Annotated in this window: 23 protein-coding genes; 19 read left to right on the forward strand and 4 right to left on the reverse strand. The window is 73.2% G+C overall.

Annotated elements, in window-relative coordinates; translation table 11 throughout:
• Positions 1-3: 3 nt before the first annotated feature.
• From ACZ3IG_RS04660 to ACZ3IG_RS04670, 3 genes are all read right to left on the reverse strand, one after another.
• Positions 4-744 carry an LON peptidase substrate-binding domain-containing protein gene (locus ACZ3IG_RS04660; protein ID WP_467428928.1) on the reverse strand — a complete coding sequence of 247 codons (741 nt, stop codon included), beginning with the start codon at positions 742-744 and terminating at the stop codon, positions 4-6.
• Positions 745-755: 11 nt separating this feature from the next.
• Positions 756-1,820: a hypothetical protein gene (locus ACZ3IG_RS04665; protein ID WP_467428930.1), complete on the reverse strand. Its 1,065-nt coding sequence runs from the start codon at positions 1,818-1,820 to the stop codon at positions 756-758.
• A gap of 176 nt (positions 1,821-1,996) precedes the next feature.
• Positions 1,997-3,574, reverse strand: a complete 1,578-nt coding sequence (locus ACZ3IG_RS04670) for an oxidoreductase (RefSeq protein ID WP_467428932.1) — start codon at positions 3,572-3,574, stop codon at positions 1,997-1,999.
• A 179-nt stretch (positions 3,575-3,753) separates the two neighbouring features.
• Here ACZ3IG_RS04670 and hisD point away from each other — a divergent pair, with 179 nt between their 5' ends.
• From hisD to hisF, 8 genes are read left to right on the forward strand one after another with little or no spacing between them, the layout of a single operon-like run.
• Entirely contained in the window at positions 3,754-5,079 is a 1,326-nt protein-coding gene (gene hisD / locus ACZ3IG_RS04675) for a histidinol dehydrogenase (RefSeq protein ID WP_467428934.1), read from the forward strand.
• Positions 5,076-6,188 carry a histidinol-phosphate transaminase gene (locus tag ACZ3IG_RS04680; protein WP_467428935.1) on the forward strand — a complete coding sequence of 371 codons (1,113 nt, stop codon included), beginning with the start codon at positions 5,076-5,078 and terminating at the stop codon, positions 6,186-6,188. The genes hisD and ACZ3IG_RS04680 overlap by 4 nt, the downstream gene beginning before the upstream one ends.
• Positions 6,185-6,778 carry an imidazoleglycerol-phosphate dehydratase HisB gene (gene hisB, locus ACZ3IG_RS04685; RefSeq protein WP_215167901.1) on the forward strand — a complete coding sequence of 198 codons (594 nt, stop codon included), beginning with the start codon at positions 6,185-6,187 and terminating at the stop codon, positions 6,776-6,778. Before ACZ3IG_RS04680 ends, hisB begins: the two co-directional genes overlap by 4 nt.
• Positions 6,775-6,939 carry a hypothetical protein gene (locus ACZ3IG_RS04690; RefSeq protein ID WP_215167902.1) on the forward strand — a complete coding sequence of 55 codons (165 nt, stop codon included), beginning with the start codon at positions 6,775-6,777 and terminating at the stop codon, positions 6,937-6,939. Before hisB ends, ACZ3IG_RS04690 begins: the two co-directional genes overlap by 4 nt.
• Positions 6,930-7,580 (forward strand): imidazole glycerol phosphate synthase subunit HisH, encoded by a 651-nt coding sequence (gene hisH / locus ACZ3IG_RS04695; RefSeq protein ID WP_467428938.1) that lies wholly within the window; start codon positions 6,930-6,932, stop codon positions 7,578-7,580. The genes ACZ3IG_RS04690 and hisH overlap by 10 nt, the downstream gene beginning before the upstream one ends.
• A gap of 4 nt (positions 7,581-7,584) precedes the next feature.
• Positions 7,585-8,310, forward strand: coding sequence for a bifunctional 1-(5-phosphoribosyl)-5-((5-phosphoribosylamino)methylideneamino)imidazole-4-carboxamide isomerase/phosphoribosylanthranilate isomerase PriA (gene priA / locus ACZ3IG_RS04700; protein WP_467428939.1), 726 nt, complete (start codon positions 7,585-7,587; stop codon positions 8,308-8,310).
• Positions 8,307-8,711 carry a RidA family protein gene (locus ACZ3IG_RS04705; protein WP_467428942.1) on the forward strand — a complete coding sequence of 135 codons (405 nt, stop codon included), beginning with the start codon at positions 8,307-8,309 and terminating at the stop codon, positions 8,709-8,711. The genes priA and ACZ3IG_RS04705 overlap by 4 nt, the downstream gene beginning before the upstream one ends.
• 26 nt (positions 8,712-8,737) lie before the next feature.
• A complete protein-coding gene (gene hisF / locus ACZ3IG_RS04710) occupies positions 8,738-9,493 on the forward strand; it encodes an imidazole glycerol phosphate synthase subunit HisF (RefSeq protein ID WP_467428943.1) in 756 nt (251 codons plus the stop codon).
• Positions 9,494-9,568: 75 nt separating this feature from the next.
• Here hisF and ACZ3IG_RS04715 read toward each other — a convergent pair whose 3' ends face one another.
• The gene (locus ACZ3IG_RS04715) at positions 9,569-10,204 is read right to left on the reverse strand and encodes a TIGR03085 family metal-binding protein (protein WP_467428944.1); all 636 of its coding nucleotides are present in this window, start codon (positions 10,202-10,204) and stop codon (positions 9,569-9,571) included.
• 82 nt (positions 10,205-10,286) lie between these two features.
• On the opposite strand from ACZ3IG_RS04715, the gene hisI reads away from it, so the two are divergent.
• The 11 genes from hisI (at position 10,287) to lgt (ending at position 19,197) form a co-directional block, all read left to right on the forward strand.
• On the forward strand, positions 10,287-10,685 hold the full coding sequence (hisI, locus tag ACZ3IG_RS04720; protein ID WP_467428947.1) for a phosphoribosyl-AMP cyclohydrolase: 399 nt from the start codon (positions 10,287-10,289) through the stop codon (positions 10,683-10,685).
• Positions 10,686-10,696: 11 nt separating this feature from the next.
• A complete protein-coding gene (locus ACZ3IG_RS04725; protein WP_467428949.1) occupies positions 10,697-12,211 on the forward strand; it encodes an anthranilate synthase component I in 1,515 nt (504 codons plus the stop codon).
• Positions 12,212-12,236: 25 nt separating this feature from the next.
• Positions 12,237-12,878, forward strand: coding sequence for a TIGR02234 family membrane protein (locus ACZ3IG_RS04730; protein WP_467428952.1), 642 nt, complete (start codon positions 12,237-12,239; stop codon positions 12,876-12,878).
• Between the two features lie 176 nt (positions 12,879-13,054).
• Positions 13,055-13,312, forward strand: coding sequence for an HGxxPAAW family protein (locus ACZ3IG_RS04735; protein WP_403536109.1), 258 nt, complete (start codon positions 13,055-13,057; stop codon positions 13,310-13,312).
• Positions 13,313-13,412: 100 nt separating this feature from the next.
• Positions 13,413-13,892 carry a DUF2752 domain-containing protein gene (locus tag ACZ3IG_RS04740; protein ID WP_467428955.1) on the forward strand — a complete coding sequence of 160 codons (480 nt, stop codon included), beginning with the start codon at positions 13,413-13,415 and terminating at the stop codon, positions 13,890-13,892.
• A 125-nt stretch (positions 13,893-14,017) separates the two neighbouring features.
• On the forward strand, positions 14,018-14,827 hold the full coding sequence (gene trpC / locus ACZ3IG_RS04745; RefSeq protein ID WP_215167913.1) for an indole-3-glycerol phosphate synthase TrpC: 810 nt from the start codon (positions 14,018-14,020) through the stop codon (positions 14,825-14,827).
• Positions 14,828-14,848: 21 nt separating this feature from the next.
• The gene (gene trpM, locus ACZ3IG_RS04750) at positions 14,849-15,088 is read left to right on the forward strand and encodes a tryptophan biosynthesis modulator TrpM (RefSeq protein WP_467428958.1); all 240 of its coding nucleotides are present in this window, start codon (positions 14,849-14,851) and stop codon (positions 15,086-15,088) included.
• Between the two features lie 66 nt (positions 15,089-15,154).
• Entirely contained in the window at positions 15,155-16,438 is a 1,284-nt protein-coding gene (gene trpB, locus ACZ3IG_RS04755) for a tryptophan synthase subunit beta (RefSeq protein ID WP_467428960.1), read from the forward strand.
• On the forward strand, positions 16,435-17,250 hold the full coding sequence (trpA, locus tag ACZ3IG_RS04760; RefSeq protein WP_467428962.1) for a tryptophan synthase subunit alpha: 816 nt from the start codon (positions 16,435-16,437) through the stop codon (positions 17,248-17,250). The genes trpB and trpA overlap by 4 nt, the downstream gene beginning before the upstream one ends.
• Before the next feature lie 63 nt (positions 17,251-17,313).
• Complete coding sequence (locus ACZ3IG_RS04765) at positions 17,314-18,090, forward strand: DsbA family protein (RefSeq protein ID WP_467428964.1); 777 nt, start codon at positions 17,314-17,316, stop codon at positions 18,088-18,090.
• 84 nt (positions 18,091-18,174) lie between these two features.
• Positions 18,175-19,197: a prolipoprotein diacylglyceryl transferase gene (gene lgt / locus ACZ3IG_RS04770; protein ID WP_467428965.1), complete on the forward strand. Its 1,023-nt coding sequence runs from the start codon at positions 18,175-18,177 to the stop codon at positions 19,195-19,197.
• Positions 19,198-19,236: the final 39 nt, after the last annotated feature.

Consider the following 19,236-nt stretch of genomic DNA (forward strand, 5'->3'; position numbering starts at 1 on the left):
GCGTCAGTTGAGACTCGTCGGGCCGCGCGTCAGGTCCGACGCGGGCAGTGACGGCAGCGTACGGATGACGGCCGTCTCGGTGCGCAGGAGTTTCAACTCGTCCCGCAGGCGGGAGGCGGTGTCCGGGGCCTGGAGCAGCCGCTGCCTGGTCGGCGTGTCCAGCATCATCGCGGCGGCCACCAGGTACGACACCACGCCCGGCTCGTCCGGCAGGTCGGCGCCGGTGGTCAGCGACCGCTCCCGCGCCCCCGCCAGCCGCTTCTGGTACTGGCGGAACGCCCGCAGCACGCCCTCCGCCAGCGCGCCCGCCTCGTCACCGGGCTCCTCGTCGAGGTGCTCCACCTCGGCCGTCAGGAACGGGCCGGAGGCGTCCACGGACAGCAGCCGCACCCGGGTCGTGCCGGTCGCCAGCACCTCGAAGGTGCCGTCGGGCCGCTCCCGGATCGTCGCGGCGTCGGCCACGCAGCCGACCTTGTGCAGTGCCTTGGCCGGATCGGGGCCGAACCCCGCGGCGGCCCCGCGCTCGGGCACCGCCGTCGGATCGGGCAGCCCCGGCAGGCTCGGCGCCACCTCGTGGCCGTCGCGGATCGCCACGACGGCGAACCGGCGCGGTTCCTCCTCGGGGGTCTTCAGCAACTCGCGCATCATGGCGCGATAGCGCTCCTCGAAGACGTTGAGCGGAAGCACCAGCCCCGGGAACAGCACCGAGTTCAGGGGGAAGAGCGGAAGCCGGACGGTGGTCACGGTCCAGAAGCCTAATGCGCGCCGGGACCGGCGTGAGAACCGCGCCCCGCGCAGACCCCCGCCGGCACCTTTCCGGCCACCACCGCGCGGACCCCGTCGCGCACCTGGAGGAACCGGCCGAGCGGGTCGTCCGCCTCCCGGTCCCAGGGAAAGGAGGTGGCGTACGGGCCGGCCAGCCGCAGTTGCTCCAGCGCCTCCGGCCAGCGCTCCAGCCGGACCAGGACGTAGACGAGCAGGTTGCGCAGCTCCGCCGGCCACGGGTCGGCGGCCGGCTGGGCCGCCGACAGCGCGAGGGCGAGATCGGCCGCCGTGTCCAGCCGGCCCCGCTCCACCGCGCCCGCGCCGCCCTCGGTCAGACACCGGAAGGCCGCCCGCAGCGGCAGCGCCCGCAGCGCCGAGCCCTCGGGGGCGTCCCGGGCGGCCGTCTCGGCGAAGTCCAGGCATTCGCGGTGGGCGCCCGGCGAGGCGGCGGCCAGGTACTCCAGGGCCGCGACATGGCAGCCGTAGTGGTGCGGGCAGCGGCGCACCGCCTCTTCCCACAGCCGCTCGAACTCGGCGTGCCCGGCGTGCCGCCCCCGCGCCGAGTCCAGCGCGACCCGCCAGGGCACCGGGTCCCGGCCGCTGTTCTCGGCGGCCTCCGTGACCATCGGGGCGATCTGCCGCAGCAGTTCCACGCGGTCAGGCGACTCCCAGCACCGGTCCACCGCGAGCCGTACGGTGACGAGTCGCCCGTCCGGGTCCTCGGGGGCGGCGGTGTGCCAGGCCCGCAGCCACTCGGGGCGGGAGCGCGCGAAGGCCGCCAGCCGGGCCGCGTACCGGTCGCGGTGCTCCCACCGCTCCCGCGCACGGGTGTCGGCCAGCAGCGCGGCGGCGGGTCCGTGCGCCCCGTGCGCCGCGGCGACCAGCGCGGGCGCCAGCCGGTCGTCGGGCACGTCGAGGAGCACCTCGTCCCCGGCCGGCGCCCAAGCCTCGGCCGAAACGCCGGCCGAGGGACCGGCCGCCGGGCGGGAAGAGGCGCCTCGCAGCCGAGTCGTGCGGCGGAGGAACGCGCGTAGACAGGCCATGGTGTCGACCATTGAAAGTCCGCGGTTCGACACGGCGCCAGAGGGTTCACCGAACCTGTGGAAAGTTGTATGGACGGTGGTAAAGGGCGGGTAAAAGGTGAAGGTTCTTCGCGTTCGCGCGGCGTTTCCCACGGCGCTTCCCGCGGCGTTCGCGCCGCATCCTCGCCGCGCTCTCGCGCAGGAACGGTTCAGCTCCGCCGCAGGGTCCGTGTCGCCCCCGCCGCGACCGTCGTGGCCAGCACCCAGCCCAGCAGGATCAGCGCCGCCGCCAGCCACTGCCAGCCGCCGGCCAGCCGCCAGTAGCTCACCTGGCCCAGGTCGACCACGGGCACCAGCAGGTCCAGCGAGAAGAGCGCCGGGTTCCACGCCGGATGCTCGCCGCCCTTGAGTGGCGCCAGATCGGCGTGCGAGAACGCCAGCGAGCCGGCCGCCCACAGCATCGCCAGCCACGTCGCCGCCCGCCCCGGGCGGTACCCGTAGCCGACGGTCCAGTCCTGGAGGTACCCCCACAGCTTGGTGCCGAGCGGCAGTCCCTCGCGGCGCCGGCGCTGCTTGGCGAGCAGCACCTCGCGGGCGTCCTCCTCCTCGCCGCCCGCCTTGAGCACGGCCGCGAGCAGCTCGTACGGCTCCGGGTTGTACTCGGCGGTCGCGGCGACCACCCAGTCCAGCCGCTGGGCCAGCGGGAACGGGCCCCGCGGCACCAGGTTCTCGTAGCTGAAGCCGCTCATGTGCAGCCGGCCCGGCCCCGGCCAGCTGTCCGCCCGGTCGATCAGGTTGACGACCCGCGCCCCCGACAGCACCACCCGGCCCAGCGTCGGCCGCTCCCCGAGGAAGCGCAGCTCGGACGCCTGTACCCGGCGCAGCGACAGCTCCTGCACCTCGGTCAGGACGAAGCGGGCCTCCTCGCAGTCGACGGCGTCGCCGAACCGCCCGTCGTCCAGCCGTATCCCGCCCTGGCACTCGAACCGCTGGATCCGCGTCCCCTCCGCCGGCGTCGTGCCCATGAAGAGCGGGTTGCCCAGGCTTCCCGGGGACAGGTACAGCGAGCGTTCCACCGTCAGCTGCGGGGCGTTCAGCGCGAACCGGGCCCGGGGGTTGCGCAGCCGGGCGCCGCGCAGGCTCAGCGAGACGCCGATCTGGGCGCTGCGCAGCCGCAGCTCGCCGTAGGACTCCAGCATGTCCGCCTGGAGATCCTGCCCGATGGACAGGCCGTCCCCGGCGATCGACCGGCCGCTGCGGTCGTGGTGCACCACCGCCTGGTTGAGCAGCAGGTCGGTGCCTATCTGGGCGTCGGTCAGCCGCACCCCGTCCGGAAACCGGCAGCGCGGCAGGTGCAGGTCGCCCTCGGTCTGCAGCCGGGCCGCCTCCAGCCGGGGCACGAGACAGTCCACCAGCCGGAGCGTGGTGAAACGCGTCTCCGGCAGCAGCACCTCCCGCTCGAACCGGCAGCGGCGCAGCTCCACGTAGGGCGCCACGGTGCCGCCCGCCAGATCCATCGTGCCGCTGATCAGCACGCCGACCAGCTTCAGCGAGGACACCCGGCCGGCCAGCGCGGGCGGCCCGTCCAGCAGCAGCCAGCACACGACGCGGGCCCGCACGGTCCGCTCCGGCCCCCAGGGCAGCTCGCCGTGCGGATCGTCGGCCGCGGCGTCACCGCTGCTCAGGTCGTACACGGAGCCGTTGCGGAACGCCTGCCACATCCCCGCCTCGGCCGCCGTCAGGTCGTCGGGCAGCTCCGCGGCGCGGAGTTCTGCCACCTCGGTCACGGTGTTTCACTTCCTCCCCTGCTGCTTGCGGGTCATCACCCTCGTACAACCGTTCATGCCCACAGAGTGAGGTCGCGAATACTCTTGGTGATGATTATCTGGAGGAATCCGGGACCGCGGTGTATCAGTGAGTGGAACGCGCGACCGGGGCCCGACGCGGGTCTGAGAGAATTGGTCGCGTGATCTCCCGAATCGATCTGCGCGGCGACGCCCTCCCCGAGGGCCCCGCCCTGCGCGACCTGCTGCCCCGAGCCGACTTCGACGTCTCGGCCGCCCTGGAGAAGGTGCGTCCGATCTGCGAGGACGTGCATCATCGGGGCGACGCGGCGCTGATCGACTTCGCCCGGCGGTTCGACGGCGTCGAGCTGGACCGGGTGAGGGTGCCCGCCGAGGCCCTCGCCCGGGCCCTCGACGAGCTGGACCCGGCCGTGCGCGCGGCCCTGGAGGAGTCCGTCCGCCGCGCCCGTCTGGTCCACCGCGCCCAGCGCCGGACCACGCACACCACCCAGGTCGTGCCCGGCGGCACGGTCACCGAGAAGTGGGTGCCGGTGGACCGCGTGGGCCTGTACGCGCCCGGCGGACGCTCGGTCTACCCGTCCTCCGTGATCATGAACGTGGTGCCCGCGCAGGAGGCCGGCGTCCCCTCGATCGCGCTCGCCTCCCCCGCCCAGGCGGAGTTCGGCGGCCTGCCCCACCCGACCATCCTCGCCGCCTGCGCCCTGCTCGGCGTCGACGAGGTCTACGCGGCCGGCGGCGCCACCGCCGTCGCGATGTTCGCGTACGGCACCGAGTCCTGCCCGCCGGCGAACATGGTCACCGGCCCCGGCAACATCTGGGTCGCCGCCGCCAAGCGCTACTTCACCGGCAGGATCGGCATCGACGCCGAGGCCGGCCCCACCGAGATCGCGGTCCTCGCCGACGCCACCGCCGACCCGGCGCACGTCGCCGCCGACCTGATCAGCCAGGCCGAGCACGACCCGCTGGCCGCGGCCGTCCTGGTCACCGACTCCGCCGGACTGGCCGACGCGGTGGAGCGGGAGCTGGAACCGCAGGTCGCCGCGACCAAGCACGTCGAGGACCGGATCGTCCCCGCGCTCAAGGGCGAGCAGTCCGCCATCGTCCTGGTCGACAGCGTCGAAGCGGGCCTCAAGGTGGTCGACGCGTACGGCGCCGAGCACCTGGAGATCCAGACCGCCGACGCCGCCGAGGTGGCCGGCCGGGTGCGCAACGCGGGCGCGGTCTTCATCGGCCCCTGGGCGCCCGTCTCGCTCGGCGACTACGCCGCCGGGTCCAACCACGTCCTGCCCACCGGCGGCTGCGCCTGCCACTCCTCCGGCCTGTCCGTGCAGTCCTTCCTGCGCGGCATCCACATCGTCGACTACACGCGCGACGCGCTGGCCGAGGTCGCCCACCACGTGGTGACCCTGGCCGAGGCGGAGGACCTGCCCGCGCACGGCGCGGCGGTCAAGGCGAGGTTCGACTGGAAGGTTCCCGAGGGCAAGTGAGCACCACCCGCATCGACGATCTCCCCGTACGGGACGAACTGCGCGGCAAGTCCCCCTACGGCGCGCCCCAGCTCGACGTCCCCGTACGGCTGAACACCAACGAGAACCCGTACCCGCTCCCCGAGGAGCTGGTCGACCGCATCACCGAGCGGGTCCGCGAGGCCGCCCGCCACCTCAACCGCTACCCCGACCGGGACGCGGTCGAGCTGCGCACCAGGCTCGCCGCGTACCTCACCGAGACGTCCGGGCACCGCGTCGGCGTCGAGAACGTGTGGGCGGCCAACGGCTCCAACGAGGTCATCCAGCAGCTCCTGCAGACCTTCGGCGGGCCCGGCCGCACCGCCATCGGCTTCGAGCCGTCGTACTCGATGCACGGCCTGATCGCCCGCGGCACCGGCACCGGCTGGATCTCCGGCCCCCGGGGCGACGACTTCACCATCGACCTCCCGGCGGCCGAGAAGGCCATCGCCGAGCACCGCCCCGATGTCGTCTTCATCACCACCCCCAACAACCCCACCGGCACCGCCGTCCCGCCCCAGACCGTGCGCGCCCTGTACGACGCGGCGCAGGCGGCGGGGCCGTCCATGGTGGTCCTGGACGAGGCGTACATCGAGTTCAGCCACGGCGACTCGCTGCTGGAACTGCTCGACGGCCGCCCGCACCTCGTGGTCTCCCGCACCATGTCCAAGGCGTTCGGCGCCGCCGGACTGCGCCTGGGCTACCTCGCCGCCGACCCGGCCGTCGTCGACGCCGTCCAGCTCGTCCGGCTGCCGTACCACCTCTCCGCCGTCACCCAGGCGACCGCGCTGGCCGCCCTGGAGCACACCGGCACGCTGCTGAAGTACGTCGAGCAGCTCAAGACCGAACGGGACCGGCTGGTTTCCGAACTGCTCGCCCTCGGCTACGAAGTGACCGAGTCGGACGCGAACTTCGTCCAGTTCGGACGGTTCGACGACGCCCACGCGGTCTGGCAGCAGATCCTCGACCGGGGCGTCCTGGTCCGGGACAACGGCGTACCGGGATGGCTGCGGGTCACCGCCGGCACCCCGGCCGAGAACGACGCGTTCCTCGACGCGGTACGTGAACTCAAGAAGGAGCAGACGGCATGAGCCGCGTAGGACGCGTGGAGCGCGTGACCAAGGAGACCTCGGTCCTCGTCGAGATCGACCTCGACGGCACCGGCAAGACCGACATCGCCACCGGCGTCGGCTTCTACGACCACATGCTCGACCAGCTCGGCCGGCACGGTCTGTTCGACCTCACCGTGAAGACCGAGGGCGACCTGCACATCGACTCCCACCACACCATCGAGGACACCGCCCTCGCGCTGGGCGCCGCCTTCAAGCAGGCCCTCGGCGACAAGGTGGGCATCTACCGCTTCGGCAACTGCACGGTCCCCCTCGACGAGTCCCTCGCCCAGGTCACCGTCGACCTCTCCGGCCGCCCGTACCTCGTGCACACCGAGCCCGAGACCATGGCGCCGATGATCGGCGAGTACGACGTCACCATGACCCGGCACATCCTGGAGTCCTTCGTCGCCCAGGCCCAGGTCGCCCTGCACGTCCACGTGCCCTACGGGCGCAACGCCCACCACATCGTGGAGTGCCAGTTCAAGGCGCTGGCCCGCGCGCTCAGGTACGCCTCCGAGCGCGACCCGCGCGCCGCCGGCATCCTGCCCTCCACGAAGGGCGCGCTGTGAACGGCACCTCGACCGTACTGATCGTCGTCGGCCTCTTCCTGGTCGGCGGGATCATCTCGTTCGCCAAGCAGGAGATGCCCAAGGGCCTGATCGTGCTGCTCTCCCTCGGCGCCGCGATGTGCCTGCTGGCGGGCATCCTGAGGCTGGAGGTGTGGAATTGAGCACGCCCACGAAGAAGGTCGTGGTCTTCGACTACGGCTTCGGCAACGTGCGCTCCGCCGAGCGCGCCCTCGCCCGCGCCGGCGCCGACGTCGAGATCACCCGTGACTTCGACACGGCGATGAACGCCGACGGCCTGCTCGTCCCCGGCGTCGGCGCCTTCGCCGCCTGCATGAAGGGGCTCAAGGAGGCGCGCGGCGACTGGATCGTCGACCGGCGCCTGGCCGGCGGACGCCCGGTGATGGGCATCTGCGTCGGCATGCAGATCCTCTTCGCCCGCGGCATCGAGCACGGCGTCGAGGCCGAGGGACTGGACGAGTGGCCCGGCACGGTCGGACCGCTCCAGGCCGACGTCGTCCCCCACATGGGCTGGAACACCGTCGAGCCCCCCGAGGACTCCCAGCTCTTCGCCGGCCTCGACGCGGACGCCCGCTTCTACTTCGTGCACTCCTACGCCGTCCACGACTGGTCGCTGGAGACGCACAACCCCGCGATGACCGCCCCCAGGGTCACCTGGTCCACCCACGGCAAGCCCTTCGTGGCCGCCGTGGAGAACGGCGCCCTGTGGGCCACCCAGTTCCACCCCGAGAAGTCCGGCGACGCCGGTGCCCAGCTCCTCACCAACTGGATCGGAACCCTGTAGCGACATGGCCAAGCTCGAACTCCTCCCCGCCGTCGACGTCCGCGACGGCCAGGCCGTCCGCCTCGTGCACGGCGAGTCCGGCACCGAGACGTCCTACGGCTCCCCCCTGGAGGCCGCCCTCGCCTGGCAGCGCTCCGGCGCCGAGTGGCTGCACCTGGTCGACCTGGACGCCGCCTTCGGCACCGGCGACAACCGGGAACTGATCGCCGAGGTCGCCAAGGCGATGGACATCAAGGTGGAACTGTCCGGCGGCATCCGCGACGACGACACCCTCGCCGCCGCCCTCGCCACCGGCTGCACCCGCGTCAACCTGGGCACGGCCGCCCTGGAGACCCCCGAGTGGGTCGCCAAGGTCATCGCCGAGCACGGCGACAAGATCGCCGTCGGCCTCGACGTACGCGGCACCACGCTGCGCGGCCGGGGCTGGACCCGGGACGGCGGCGACCTCTACGAGACGCTGGCCCGCCTCGACCAGGAGGGCTGCGCCCGCTACGTCGTCACCGACATCGCCAAGGACGGCACCCTCCAGGGCCCCAACCTGGAACTGCTGAAGAACGTCTGCGCGGCCACCGACCGCCCGGTCGTCGCCTCCGGCGGCGTCTCCTCCCTGGACGACCTGCGCGCGCTGGCCGGACTGGTCCCGCTCGGTGTCGAGGGCGCCATCGTCGGGAAGGCCCTGTACGCGAAGGCGTTCACCCTGGAAGAAGCCTTGGAGGCTGTGTCGCGATGACATCCGAAGCCGTGCGGCGTGTGCAGAGCGGAAGTCCCTGGGAAGAGTCCTTCGGTTTCGCACGCGCCGTCGCGGCGGGCGACCGGGTCGTCGTGGCGGGCACGACGGCCTTCAAGGGCGATGTGCTGTACGGCGAGGGCGACCCGTACGAGCAGGCCAAGGTCGCCTTCGCCACCGCGCTGGAGGCGGTCGGCGAGTTCGGGCTCGGCGTCGAGTCCGTGATCCGCACCCGCGTGCACCTGGCGCATTCCCGGGACGTCGACGCGGTGGGGCGGGCCCACAAGGAACTGTTCGACGCCGTACGCCCGGTCACGACCCTGCTGGTCGTGCAGGGCTTCATCGACTCCCGGGTCCTGGTGTCGGTGGAAGTGGAAGCATTCAGAGGACTCAGAGGACAGTGAGCACTGCTGAGAGGAGCCGTGGGTTCATGACCCTGGCGGTCCGAGTCATCCCCTGCCTGGACGTGGACGGCGGCCGGGTCGTCAAGGGCGTCAACTTCCAGAACCTGCGCGACGCGGGCGACCCCGTCGAGATGGCCAAGGTGTACGACGCCGAGGGCGCCGACGAGCTGACGTTCCTGGACATCACCGCCTCCTCGGGCAACCGGGAGACCACCTACGACGTGGTGCGCCGCACCGCCGAGCAGGTCTTCATCCCGCTCACCGTCGGCGGCGGCGTGCGCACCGCCGAGGACGTCGACAAACTGCTGCGGGCGGGCGCCGACAAGGTCGGCGTCAACACCGCGGCGATCGCCCGTCCCGACCTGATCCGCGAGATCGCCGAGCGGTTCGGCCGGCAGGTGCTGGTGCTCTCCGTGGACGCCCGCCGCACCGCGGCGGGCACCTTCGAGGTCACCACCCACGGCGGCCGCAAGGGCACCGGCATCGACGCCGTCGAGTGGGCGCACCGCGCCGCCGAACTGGGCGCCGGCGAGATCCTGCTGAACAGCATGGACGCGGACGGCACCAAGGACGGCTACGACCTGGAGATGATCACGGCCGTGCGCAAGCACGTCACCGTCCCGGTCATCGCCTCCGGCGGCGCCGGCAAGCTCACCGACTTCCCGCCGGCCGTCGCCGCGGGCGCCGACGCGGTGCTGGCCGCGTCCGTGTTCCACTTCGGCGACCTGCGGATCGGCGAGGTGAAGGCGACGCTGCGGGGGGCGGGGCACGCGGTGCGCTGACGCTGCGCCGGGCTGAGCCGCGCGTCGCGGCCGCCCCGCGCCCCCGAGGGGCGCGGGGAACCGCGCGCGGTCAGGTCAGAGACCGAGCTGTTTCGTCTCGTGCACCTTGGTGACCGCCTCCTTGTCCCCCTCCAGCTCCACCGCCGCCGCGCTCTGCCGCCCGAAGGCGAACAGCAGCAGCTCGGAGGGCTCGCCGGTCACCGTCACCACCGGCGCGCCGCGGTGGGCGACCGCCGTCTGCCCGTCCGGGCGGCGCAGCACCAGCCCCGTCGGCACACCACGGCCCAGCAGCCGGGCCGTGCGCTCCAGACGGGACCACAGGGCGTCCTGGAAGACCGGGTCCAGCTCCCGCGGCGTCCAGTCCGGCTGGGCACGGCGGACGTCCTCGGCGTGGACGTAGAACTCCACCGTGTTGGCCGCCTCGTCGACCTGTTTGACGGCGAACGGGGAGAAGCGCGGCGGGCCGCTGCGCAGGAGCTGGAGCAGCTCCGCGTAGGGCTTGGCGGCGTACTCCCCCATCACCCGTTCCAGCCGGGACGCCAGCGGCTTGATCACGGCGCCGCCCACGGCGTCCGGCCGCCGCTCGCGCACCACCAGGTGCGCGGCGAGATCACGGGTGCGCCAGCCCTCGCACAGGGTGGGGGCGTCCGGACCCGCGGTCTCCAACAGCTCGGCGAGCAGAAGGCGTTCACGCTTGGCGAAAGTCGACATGGGGCCAGCCTACGGCCGCGCACCGGGTCCGCACAGTGGACGGCGCCCGGCCGCCCGCCGCCCACCCGGCACAATGGACGGCATGACCAGCACGCCCCCCGGCAGGACCGGCGCACTCGACCCGGATCTCGCCGCCCGCCTCAAGCGCAGCCCCGACGGCCTCCTGCCCGCCATCGCCCAGCAGTACGACACCGGTGAGGTGCTGATGCTCGGCTGGATGGACGACGAGGCGCTGCACCGCACGCTGACCACCGGCCGCTGCACCTACTGGTCGCGCAGCCGCCAGGAGTACTGGGTCAAGGGCGACACCTCCGGCCACGTCCAGTGGGTGAAGTCCGTCGCCCTGGACTGCGACGCCGACACCGTGCTGGTCAAGGTCGACCAGGTCGGCGCCGCGTGCCACACCGGCGCCCGCACCTGCTTCGACGAGGACGTGCTGCTCAAGGACGGCGACACCGCCGCGACCGCCGGCGATCAGTAAGGTCTGCCGCCATGGACCTCGACACCTTCCGCAAGCTGGCCGCCGACCGACGGGTCGTCCCGGTCACCCGCAAGCTCCTCGCCGACGGCGACACCCCGGTCGCGCTGTACCGCAAGCTCGCCGCCGAACGGCCCGGCACCTTCCTGCTGGAATCCGCGGAGAACGGCCGGGCCGCGTTTCGATGGTCCCGGTACTCCTTCGTCGGCGTCCGCAGCGCCGCCACCCTCACCGAACGGGACGGCCGCACCCACTGGCTCGGCACCCCGCCCGTCGGCGTCCCCGTCGACGGCGACCCGCTCGCCGCGCTGCGCGCCACCGTCGAGACCCTGCACACCCCCCGTCAGGACGGCCTGCCCCCGTTCACCGGCGGCATGGTCGGCTACCTCGGCTACGACATCGTCCGCCGCCTGGAGAAGGTCGGCCCCGGCGACCGCGACGATCTGAAGCTCCCCGAGCTGACCATGCTGCTCACCAGCGACCTCGCCGTGATGGACCACTGGGAGGGCACGGTCGTGCTGATCGCCAACGCGATCAACCACAACGACCGGGACACCGGCGTCGACGAGGCGTACGCCGACGCCGTCGCCCGGCTGGACGCCATGGAGGCCGACCTGTCGCGCCCGGTGGCCCAGCCGCCCGCCGTGCTGCCGCCCTCTGAGCTGCCCGAGTACACCGCGCGCTGGGGCGGCCCCGACTTCCAGGAGGCCGTCGAGGACATCAAGGAGCGCATCCGCGCGGGCGAGGCCTTCCAGGTCGTCCCCTCCCAGCGCTTCGAGACGCCGTGCGCCGCCAGCGCCCTGGACGTCTACCGGGTCCTGCGGGCCACCAACCCGTCGCCGTACATGTACCTGTTCCGCTTCGACGGCTTCGACGTGGTCGGCTCGTCCCCCGAGGCCCTGGTCAAGGTCGAGGACGGCCGGGCCCTGCTGCACCCCATCGCCGGCACCCGGCACCGGGGCGCCACCCCGCAGGAGGACCAGGCCCTCGCCGACGAACTCCTCGCCGACCCCAAGGAGCGCGCCGAGCACCTCATGCTCGTCGACCTCGGCCGCAACGACCTGGGCCGGGTCTGCGAACCGGGCTCCGTCGAGGTCGTCGACTTCATGTCCGTGGAGCGGTACTCGCACGTCATGCACATCGTGTCGACGGTCACCGGCCGCGTGGCCCCCGGCCGCACCGCCTTCGACGTCCTCACCGCCTGCTTCCCGGCCGGCACCCTCTCCGGCGCCCCCAAGCCGCGCGCCCTGCAGATCATCGACGAACTCGAACCCTCCCGGCGCGGCCTGTACGGCGGCTGCGTCGGCTACCTCGACTTCGCCGGCGACTCCGACACCGCCATCGCCATCCGCACCGCCCTGCTGCGCGACGGCACCGCCTACGTCCAGGCGGGCGCCGGCGTCGTCGCCGACTCCGACCCGGTCGCCGAGGACACCGAGTGCCGCAACAAGGCGGCGGCGGTCCTGCGGGCGGTGCACACCGCGGGCCGGCTCGGCGGAAGGGACGAGGCTCACGTGAACCCCGCGTGACCGTTTCACCGGGGTTCAGGCGATAGTGGAGTACGTGACTGCTGTTCCTCATCCCCGTACCCGAGCCGCGGGACCCGCCCGGTCCGGCCGCCGCAGCCTCGCCCTCGCGCTGCTCAGCGGTGCCCTGGGCGCGGCCGTCGCCCTGCTGGCCACCCGCCAGGAGTGGTCCCACGGCACCGCGACGGTGGCCGGCGGCGACTTCCCCCTGACCGCCCAGGGCAGCGATGTCACGGGTGTTCCCGCGGCGCTCGCCATAGTGGGGCTCGCCGCGCTCGTCGCCGTCTTCGCCGTCCGCCGCACCGGGCGGTACGTCGTCGCCGCCCTGCTCGCGCTGTGCGGCGCGGGCACCGTGGCCGCCGCCGTGGCCGGCGCCTCCGACAGCGCCGCCCTCGACGACCAGGCCGCGCAGGCCGCGGGCGCCACCTCGGCCACCGTCCACGCCCTCGGCCACACCGCCTGGCCCTACGTCGCGGCGGCGGGCGGCGCGCTGCTCCTGCTGGCCGGGCTGCTCGCCCTGCGCTACGGCCGGCAGTGGCCCGCGATGTCCGGCCGCTACGAGCGCTCCGGCGCCCCCCGCCCTCGCCGCACCGCCAAGGCCGCGGACCCCGAGCGCCCCGAGGAACTGTGGAAGGCCCTCGACCGCGGCGAGGACCCGACCGGGGCCTGACGCGCGGCACGCGCGCGTGGGGCGCGATCACGGGTCCGCGCGCGTGGGCACCCGTGCCCTCGGCCGTGCGCGTTGCGCACCCCACCGCACGCCACACGCGCGCGTGCGGGAGAATGAACGGGAGCGTCCAGCTCAACCACGTACAGCGACACGTACACGGCAACGAGGAGCCAGCAATGTCGGACAGCAGCCACGGCCACACCCCGGCCGCCTGGACCGGTGTCATCATCGCCTTCATCGGTTTCTGCATCGCGGGCGTCTTCATGGTGATGGCCCAGCCGGTGGGCTTCTGGGTCGGTATGGCGATCACCCTCCTCGGTGCCGCCGTCGGCGGGATCATGCGCATGATGGGCATGGGCCAGCCGAAGGACACCCACCCGGTGCACAAGACCACCGAGCCGGGACAGCGGCAGCCCGCGGGCATCAAGGCCTGACCGGACGCCGCACCCGCGCGACCCGGCCGAGGGGCGGCCGGCACCTCCGGGGTGCCGGGGCCGCCCCTCACGCGCGCCCGGACAGGCCCTGGGGGGCACAATGCGGAGCATGGACGCCGAACGCCGGGACCCGCCGCACCCGCCCGCCCGCGCCACCGCCCCGCCCGACCGCGCCCCCGCACGGGCCGCCGCCGCCCGGCTGACCGCCCCGGCCGCCGTGCTCGCCGCCGTCGCCGGGGCCTTCGCCTACGTCGGGACGGTCGACCCCAACGAACCCGGCCATTACCCCGTCTGCCCGCTGCTGCGCTTCACCGGCCTCTACTGCCCCGGCTGCGGCGGCCTGCGCGGCACTCACGCGCTCGTCCACGGCGACCTGGCGGCGGCGCTCCAGGCCAACGCGCCGGCCGTCGTCGGCTTCCTGGTCCTGGCCGTCCTATGGACCGTCTGGGTGGCGCGCGCGGTGCGCGGCCGCCCGCTGCGGATCGACCTCGGCCCCGTGCACCTGTGGACGCTGGGCGTGTCCCTGCTGGTCTTCACCGTCGTCCGGAACCTGCCGTTCGGCGGCTGGCTGCACCCTTGACCGCGCGCCGGTCGTCCAGGTGGCGGGACCGGCGTCAACCGGATGCGGGGCCGGTGCCCTCCTGCGGATACCATCGGAGCGAAGCCGTACCCGGAACCGAACCGTCTGAAAGGGGGGCCGCTCGCGTGAGTGTGCTCGACGAGATCATCGACGGAGTCCGCGCCGACCTGGCGGAGCGGCAGGCGCGCGTCAGCCTCGACGAGCTCAAGGAGCGCGCGGCCAAGGCCCCCGCCGCGAAGGACGGGGCGGCCGCGCTCAAGGGCGACGGCGTCAAGGTCATCTGCGAGGTCAAGCGCTCCAGCCCGTCCAAGGGCGCGCTGGCCGCCATCGCCGACCCCGCCGCCCTCGCCGCGGACTACGAGGCGGGCGGCGCCGCCGTCATCTCGGTCCTCACCGAGCAGCGCCGCTTCGGCGGCTCGCTGGCCGACCTGGAGGCCGTCCGCGCCCGCGTGGACATCCCCGTCCTGCGCAAGGACTTCATCGTCACCTCGTACCAGCTGTGGGAGGCCCGGGCCTACGGCGCCGACCTCGCGCTGCTGATCGTCGCCGCCCTGGACCAGCCGGCCCTGGAGTCGCTGATCGAGCGCGCCGAGTCCATCGGCCTCACCCCGCTGGTCGAGGTGCACGACGAGGACGAGGTGGACCGCGCGGTCGAGGCGGGCGCCAAGGTCATCGGGGTCAACGCGCGCGACCTGAAGACGCTCAAGGTCGACCGCGGCACGTTCGAGCGGGTCGCCCCCGAGATCCCCGAGGGCCTGATCAAGGTCGCCGAGTCCGGCGTCCGCGGCCCGCACGACCTGATCGCCTACGCCAACGAGGGCGCCGACGCCGTCCTGGTCGGCGAGTCCCTGGTCACCGGCCGCGACCCCAAGGCCGCGGTGGCCGACCTGGTGGCGGCGGGCGAGCACCCGGCACTCCGGCACGGCCGGAGCTGACACCCCGGTAGGCTTGCCCCGATGACTCTCCTGCTCGCCTCGGTGTCCCGGGACCCGTACGCCCGCCTCGCGCGCGGCTGCCGGCCCCGGGGCTGCCGCGCGCCCGCTCGGCGCGTCCACGGCCGCAGGGTTCGCTACGTCATCGGTGACGAACCGGGGCAAGTCAACGGACGGCGATGGCAGCGGGCCTTCCAGGGGCGCGGGGCTGTATCCGATGTGCGACTGCCGTCGTGTGAGCGCGACCAGCCACAGACGGCCTGAAGCAGGTCGACAACCCCGCCCCCACGGCGATCCGTGTCTTCCCAGCACTCACCGTGAGGTTCCCGCATGTCCAGCACCTTCTTCATCCCCGACCCCGAGGGTCGACTCCCCAGCGCCGAAGGCTACTTCGGCGCGTTCGGCGGCAAGTTCATCCCGGAGGCCCTCGTCGCCGCCGTCGACGAGGTCGCCGTCGAGTACGACAAGGCCAAGCACGACCCCGAGTTCGCCCGTGAACTCGACGACCTGCTGGTGCACTACACCGGCCGCCCCAGCGCCCTCACCGAGGTACCCCGGTTCGCCGAGCACGCCGGCGGCGCCCGCGTCTTCCTCAAGCGCGAGGACCTCAACCACACCGGCTCCCACAAGATCAACAACGTGCTCGGCCAGGCCCTGCTCACCAAGCGCATGGGCAAGACCCGGGTCATCGCCGAGACCGGCGCCGGCCAGCACGGCGTCGCCACGGCCACCGCCTGCGCCCTCTTCGGCCTCGACTGCACCATCTACATGGGCGAGGTCGACACCGAGCGCCAGGCCCTCAACGTGGCCCGGATGCGGATGCTCGGCGCCGAGGTCATCGCCGTGAAGTCGGGCAGCCGCACGCTGAAGGACGCCATCAACGAGGCGTTCCGCGACTGGGTCGCCAACGTCGACCACACGCACTACCTGTTCGGCACGGTCGCCGGCCCCCACCCCTTCCCGGCGATGGTCCGCGACTTCCACCGCGTCATCGGCGTCGAGGCCCGCCGCCAGCTCCTGGAGCGGGCCGGACGGCTGCCCGACGCGGCGATCGCCTGCGTCGGCGGCGGCTCCAACGCCATCGGCCTCTTCCACGCCTTCATCCCCGACACCGGCGTCCGCCTCATCGGCTGCGAGCCCGCCGGGCACGGCATCGAGACCGGCGAGCACGCGGCCACCCTGTCCGCCGGCGAACCCGGCATCCTGCACGGCTCCCGCTCCTACGTCCTCCAGGACGAGGAGGGCCAGATCACCGAGCCGTACTCGATCTCGGCGGGCCTGGACTACCCCGGCATCGGCCCGGAGCACTCCTACCTCAAGGACTCCGGCCGCGGCGAGTACCGCGCGGTCACCGACGCCGCCGCGATGGAGGCCCTGCGCCTGCTGTCGCGCACCGAGGGCATCATCCCGGCCATCGAGTCCGCCCACGCCCTCGCCGGGGCCCTGGAGGTCGGCGCGGAGCTGGGCCCGGACGGGCTGATCGTCGTCAACCTCTCCGGCCGCGGCGACAAGGACATGGACACCGCCGCCCGCTGGTTCGGGCTCTACGACACCGACGCCGAGGTCGCCGACGACGCCGCCGGCACCGCCGAGATCGAGGGGGACGCCAAGTGAGCGGGAACCTGCGCCTGCTGGAGGACACCCTCACCGCCGCCAAGGCCGAGGGCCGCGCCGCCCTCATCGCCTACCTGCCGGCCGGCTTCCCGACCGTGGACGGCGGCATCGAAGCGGTCAAGGCCGTCATCGACGGCGGTGCCGACGTCGTCGAGGTCGGCCTGCCGCACAGCGACCCGGTGCTCGACGGCCCGGTCATCCAGACCGCCGACGACATCGCCCTGCGCGGCGGCGTGAAGATCGCCGACGTACTGCGCACGGTGCGCGAGGCGTACCGGGCCACCGGCAGGCCGATCCTCGTCATGACGTACTGGAACCCGATCGACCGCTACGGCGTCGAGCGGTTCACCGCGGAGCTGGCCGAGGCGGGCGGCGCCGGGTGCATCCTGCCCGACCTGCCCGTGCAGGAGTCGGCGCTGTGGCAGGAGCACGCCGCCAAGCACGGCCTCGCCACCGTCTTCGTGGTCGCCCCCAGCAGCAAGGACGAGCGGCTCGCCGCGATCACCGAGGTCGGCACCGGCTTCGTCTACGCCGCCTCCCTGATGGGCGTCACCGGCACCCGGGAGACGGTCAGCTCCCAGGCCGAGGACCTGGTCCGGCGCACCCGCGCCACCACCGCCACCCCGGTCTGCGTCGGCCTCGGCGTCTCCACCCCCGCCCAGGCCGCCGAGGTCGCCCGCTTCGCCGACGGCGTGATCGTCGGCTCGGCGTTCGTCAAGCGGATGCTGGACGCCCCCGACCACGCGGCCGGCGTCGAGGGCGTACGCGCCCTCGCCGGGGAGCTGGCCCAGGGCGTGCGCGGTCACGCGTAACTCGTACGGGTGGACCTGTGACCGGGGAGGCGCGGTGCGCCTCCCCGGTTCGTTCTGCGGGGTGTGAGCGAGAAGAACCGTGAGGGAAAGCGGACCGCCCGCGAGCGGCTGGCGGTCGAGCGCGAGAAGCAGAAGAGCGCGGACAAGCGCCGCCGCGCGCTGATCGTGGGCGCCACCGTCGTCGGTGTCCTGGGCATCGCCGCGGCGATCGGCGTGGTGGCGGCCGAGGCCGGCAAGGACGGCGGTGACGAGGCGGCGTCGGGCCCGGTCGTGGCGCCCTCGGGCGCCCAGGGCAAGGACGGCCTCGCGATTCCCGTCGGCAAGGAGAGCGCCAGGTCGACGCTGACCGTCTGGGAGGACTTCCGCTGCCCCGCCTGCAAGAACTTCGAACAGACCTACCGCTCGGTGATCCATGAGCTGACCGCCGCCGGGAAGCTCAAGGTCGACTACCACCTGGCGACGATCATCGACGGCAACATGGGCGGCACCGGCTCCCGCACCGCGGCCAACGCCGCGGCCTGCGCCCAGGACGCCGGGAAGTTCCCGGCCTACCACGACGTGCTCTTCGACCACCAGCCCGCCGAGAACGACGACGCCTACGCCGAGACCGACAAGCTGGTCGAGCTGGCCGGGAAGGTCGACGGCCTCGACACGCCCGCCTTCCGCGAGTGCGTCACGAACGGCACGCACAACGGCTGGGGCGACAAGTCGGCCGCCGCCTTCCTCGACGGCGACTTCACCGGCACGCCCACCGTCCTGTTCGGCGACAAGAACATCTACGCGGACCAGTCGATGACCCCGGCGAAGCTGAAGAAGATGGTGGAGGACGCCCACGCCTAGGCCCTCTCCGGGCGCGCCTGTTATGGACCCGTAGCCGGGCCGCCCGGCGCGGGCCCGGTCCGGCACGGTAGCGTCGGGCCTGTCATGGAACTTGCCTTCATTCCCAGCCCGTCGCGCGGGGTCCTGCACCTCGGCCCGATTCCGCTGCGCGGCTACGCGTTCTGCATCATCATCGGCGTCTTCGTCGCCGTCTGGCTCGGCAACAAGCGCTGGGTCGCCCGCGGCGGACAGTCCGGGACGGTGGCCGACATCGCGGTCTGGGCCGTCCCCTTCGGCCTCGTCGGCGGCCGGCTCTACCACGTGATCACCGACTACGAGCTGTACTTCAGCGAGGGCCGGAACTGGGTGGACGCCTTCAAGATCTGGGAGGGCGGCCTCGGCATCTGGGGCGCGATCGCGCTGGGCGCGCTGGGAGCCTGGATCGGCTGCCGCCGCCGGGGCATCCCGCTGCCCGCCTGGGCCGACGCCGTCGCCCCCGGCATCGTCCTGGCCCAGGCCATCGGCCGCTGGGGCAACTGGTTCAACCAGGAGCTGTACGGGCGGGAGACCGACCTCCCCTGGGCGCTGCACATCACGTCCACGGCGGACGGCCGGATTCCCGGCTACTACCACCCGACGTTCCTGTACGAGTCGCTGTGGTGCGCCGGCGTCGCCGTACTCGTCATCTGGGCCGACCGCCGCTTCAAGCTCGGGCACGGACGGGCGTTCGCGCTGTACGTCGCCGCGTACTGCGCGGGCCGGTTCTGGATCGAGTACATGCGCGTCGACGACGCCCACCACATCCTGGGCCTCAGGCTGAACAACTGGACCGCGCTGTTCGTGTTCCTGCTGGCGGTCGCGTACATCGTGGTGTCGGCGAAGAAGCGGCCGGGCCGCGAGCCGGTGGTCGAGCCGGGCGCCGCCGACGACGACGGGGACGGCGCGAAGGCCGCCGGCGACGCCCCGGGCGAGGACCAGAAGGGCGACGAGGGCGTCAAGGGCGACGAGGGCACCAAGGCCGCGCAGGGCACCAAGGCCGAGCGGGACGAGAAGGCCGAGCGGGACGAGAAGGCCGGTGCCGTCCCGCAGGACGTGACCGACGGGGCCGGTTCCGCGAAGAAGAGCTGACCCGGCGGTCGTACGCCGCTACGCCGACGAGGGCGCCCG

This window comes from Streptomyces sp. NPDC016677, from assembly GCF_055562815.1.

Bases quoted from the DNA above. Each gene is read 5' to 3' on its own strand.
- ACZ3IG_RS04715 (WP_467428944.1), bottom strand. From the start codon at position 10,204: ATGTCGACTTTCGCCAAGCGTGAACGCCTTCTGCTCGCCGAGCTGTTG.
- hisB (WP_215167901.1), top strand. From the start codon at position 6,185: ATGAGCCGCGTAGGACGCGTGGAGCGCGTGACCAAGGAGACCTCGGTC.
- ACZ3IG_RS04725 (WP_467428949.1), top strand. From the start codon at position 10,697: ATGGACCTCGACACCTTCCGCAAGCTGGCCGCCGACCGACGGGTCGTC.
- trpM (WP_467428958.1), top strand. From the start codon at position 14,849: ATGACTCTCCTGCTCGCCTCGGTGTCCCGGGACCCGTACGCCCGCCTC.
- ACZ3IG_RS04735 (WP_403536109.1), top strand. From the start codon at position 13,055: ATGTCGGACAGCAGCCACGGCCACACCCCGGCCGCCTGGACCGGTGTC.
- lgt (WP_467428965.1), top strand. From the start codon at position 18,175: ATGGAACTTGCCTTCATTCCCAGCCCGTCGCGCGGGGTCCTGCACCTC.
- ACZ3IG_RS04665 (WP_467428930.1), bottom strand. From the start codon at position 1,820: ATGGTCGACACCATGGCCTGTCTACGCGCGTTCCTCCGCCGCACGACT.
- trpB (WP_467428960.1), top strand. From the start codon at position 15,155: ATGTCCAGCACCTTCTTCATCCCCGACCCCGAGGGTCGACTCCCCAGC.
- priA (WP_467428939.1), top strand. From the start codon at position 7,585: ATGGCCAAGCTCGAACTCCTCCCCGCCGTCGACGTCCGCGACGGCCAG.
- hisI (WP_467428947.1), top strand. From the start codon at position 10,287: ATGACCAGCACGCCCCCCGGCAGGACCGGCGCACTCGACCCGGATCTC.
- ACZ3IG_RS04705 (WP_467428942.1), top strand. From the start codon at position 8,307: ATGACATCCGAAGCCGTGCGGCGTGTGCAGAGCGGAAGTCCCTGGGAA.
- hisF (WP_467428943.1), top strand. From the start codon at position 8,738: ATGACCCTGGCGGTCCGAGTCATCCCCTGCCTGGACGTGGACGGCGGC.
- ACZ3IG_RS04740 (WP_467428955.1), top strand. From the start codon at position 13,413: ATGCGGAGCATGGACGCCGAACGCCGGGACCCGCCGCACCCGCCCGCC.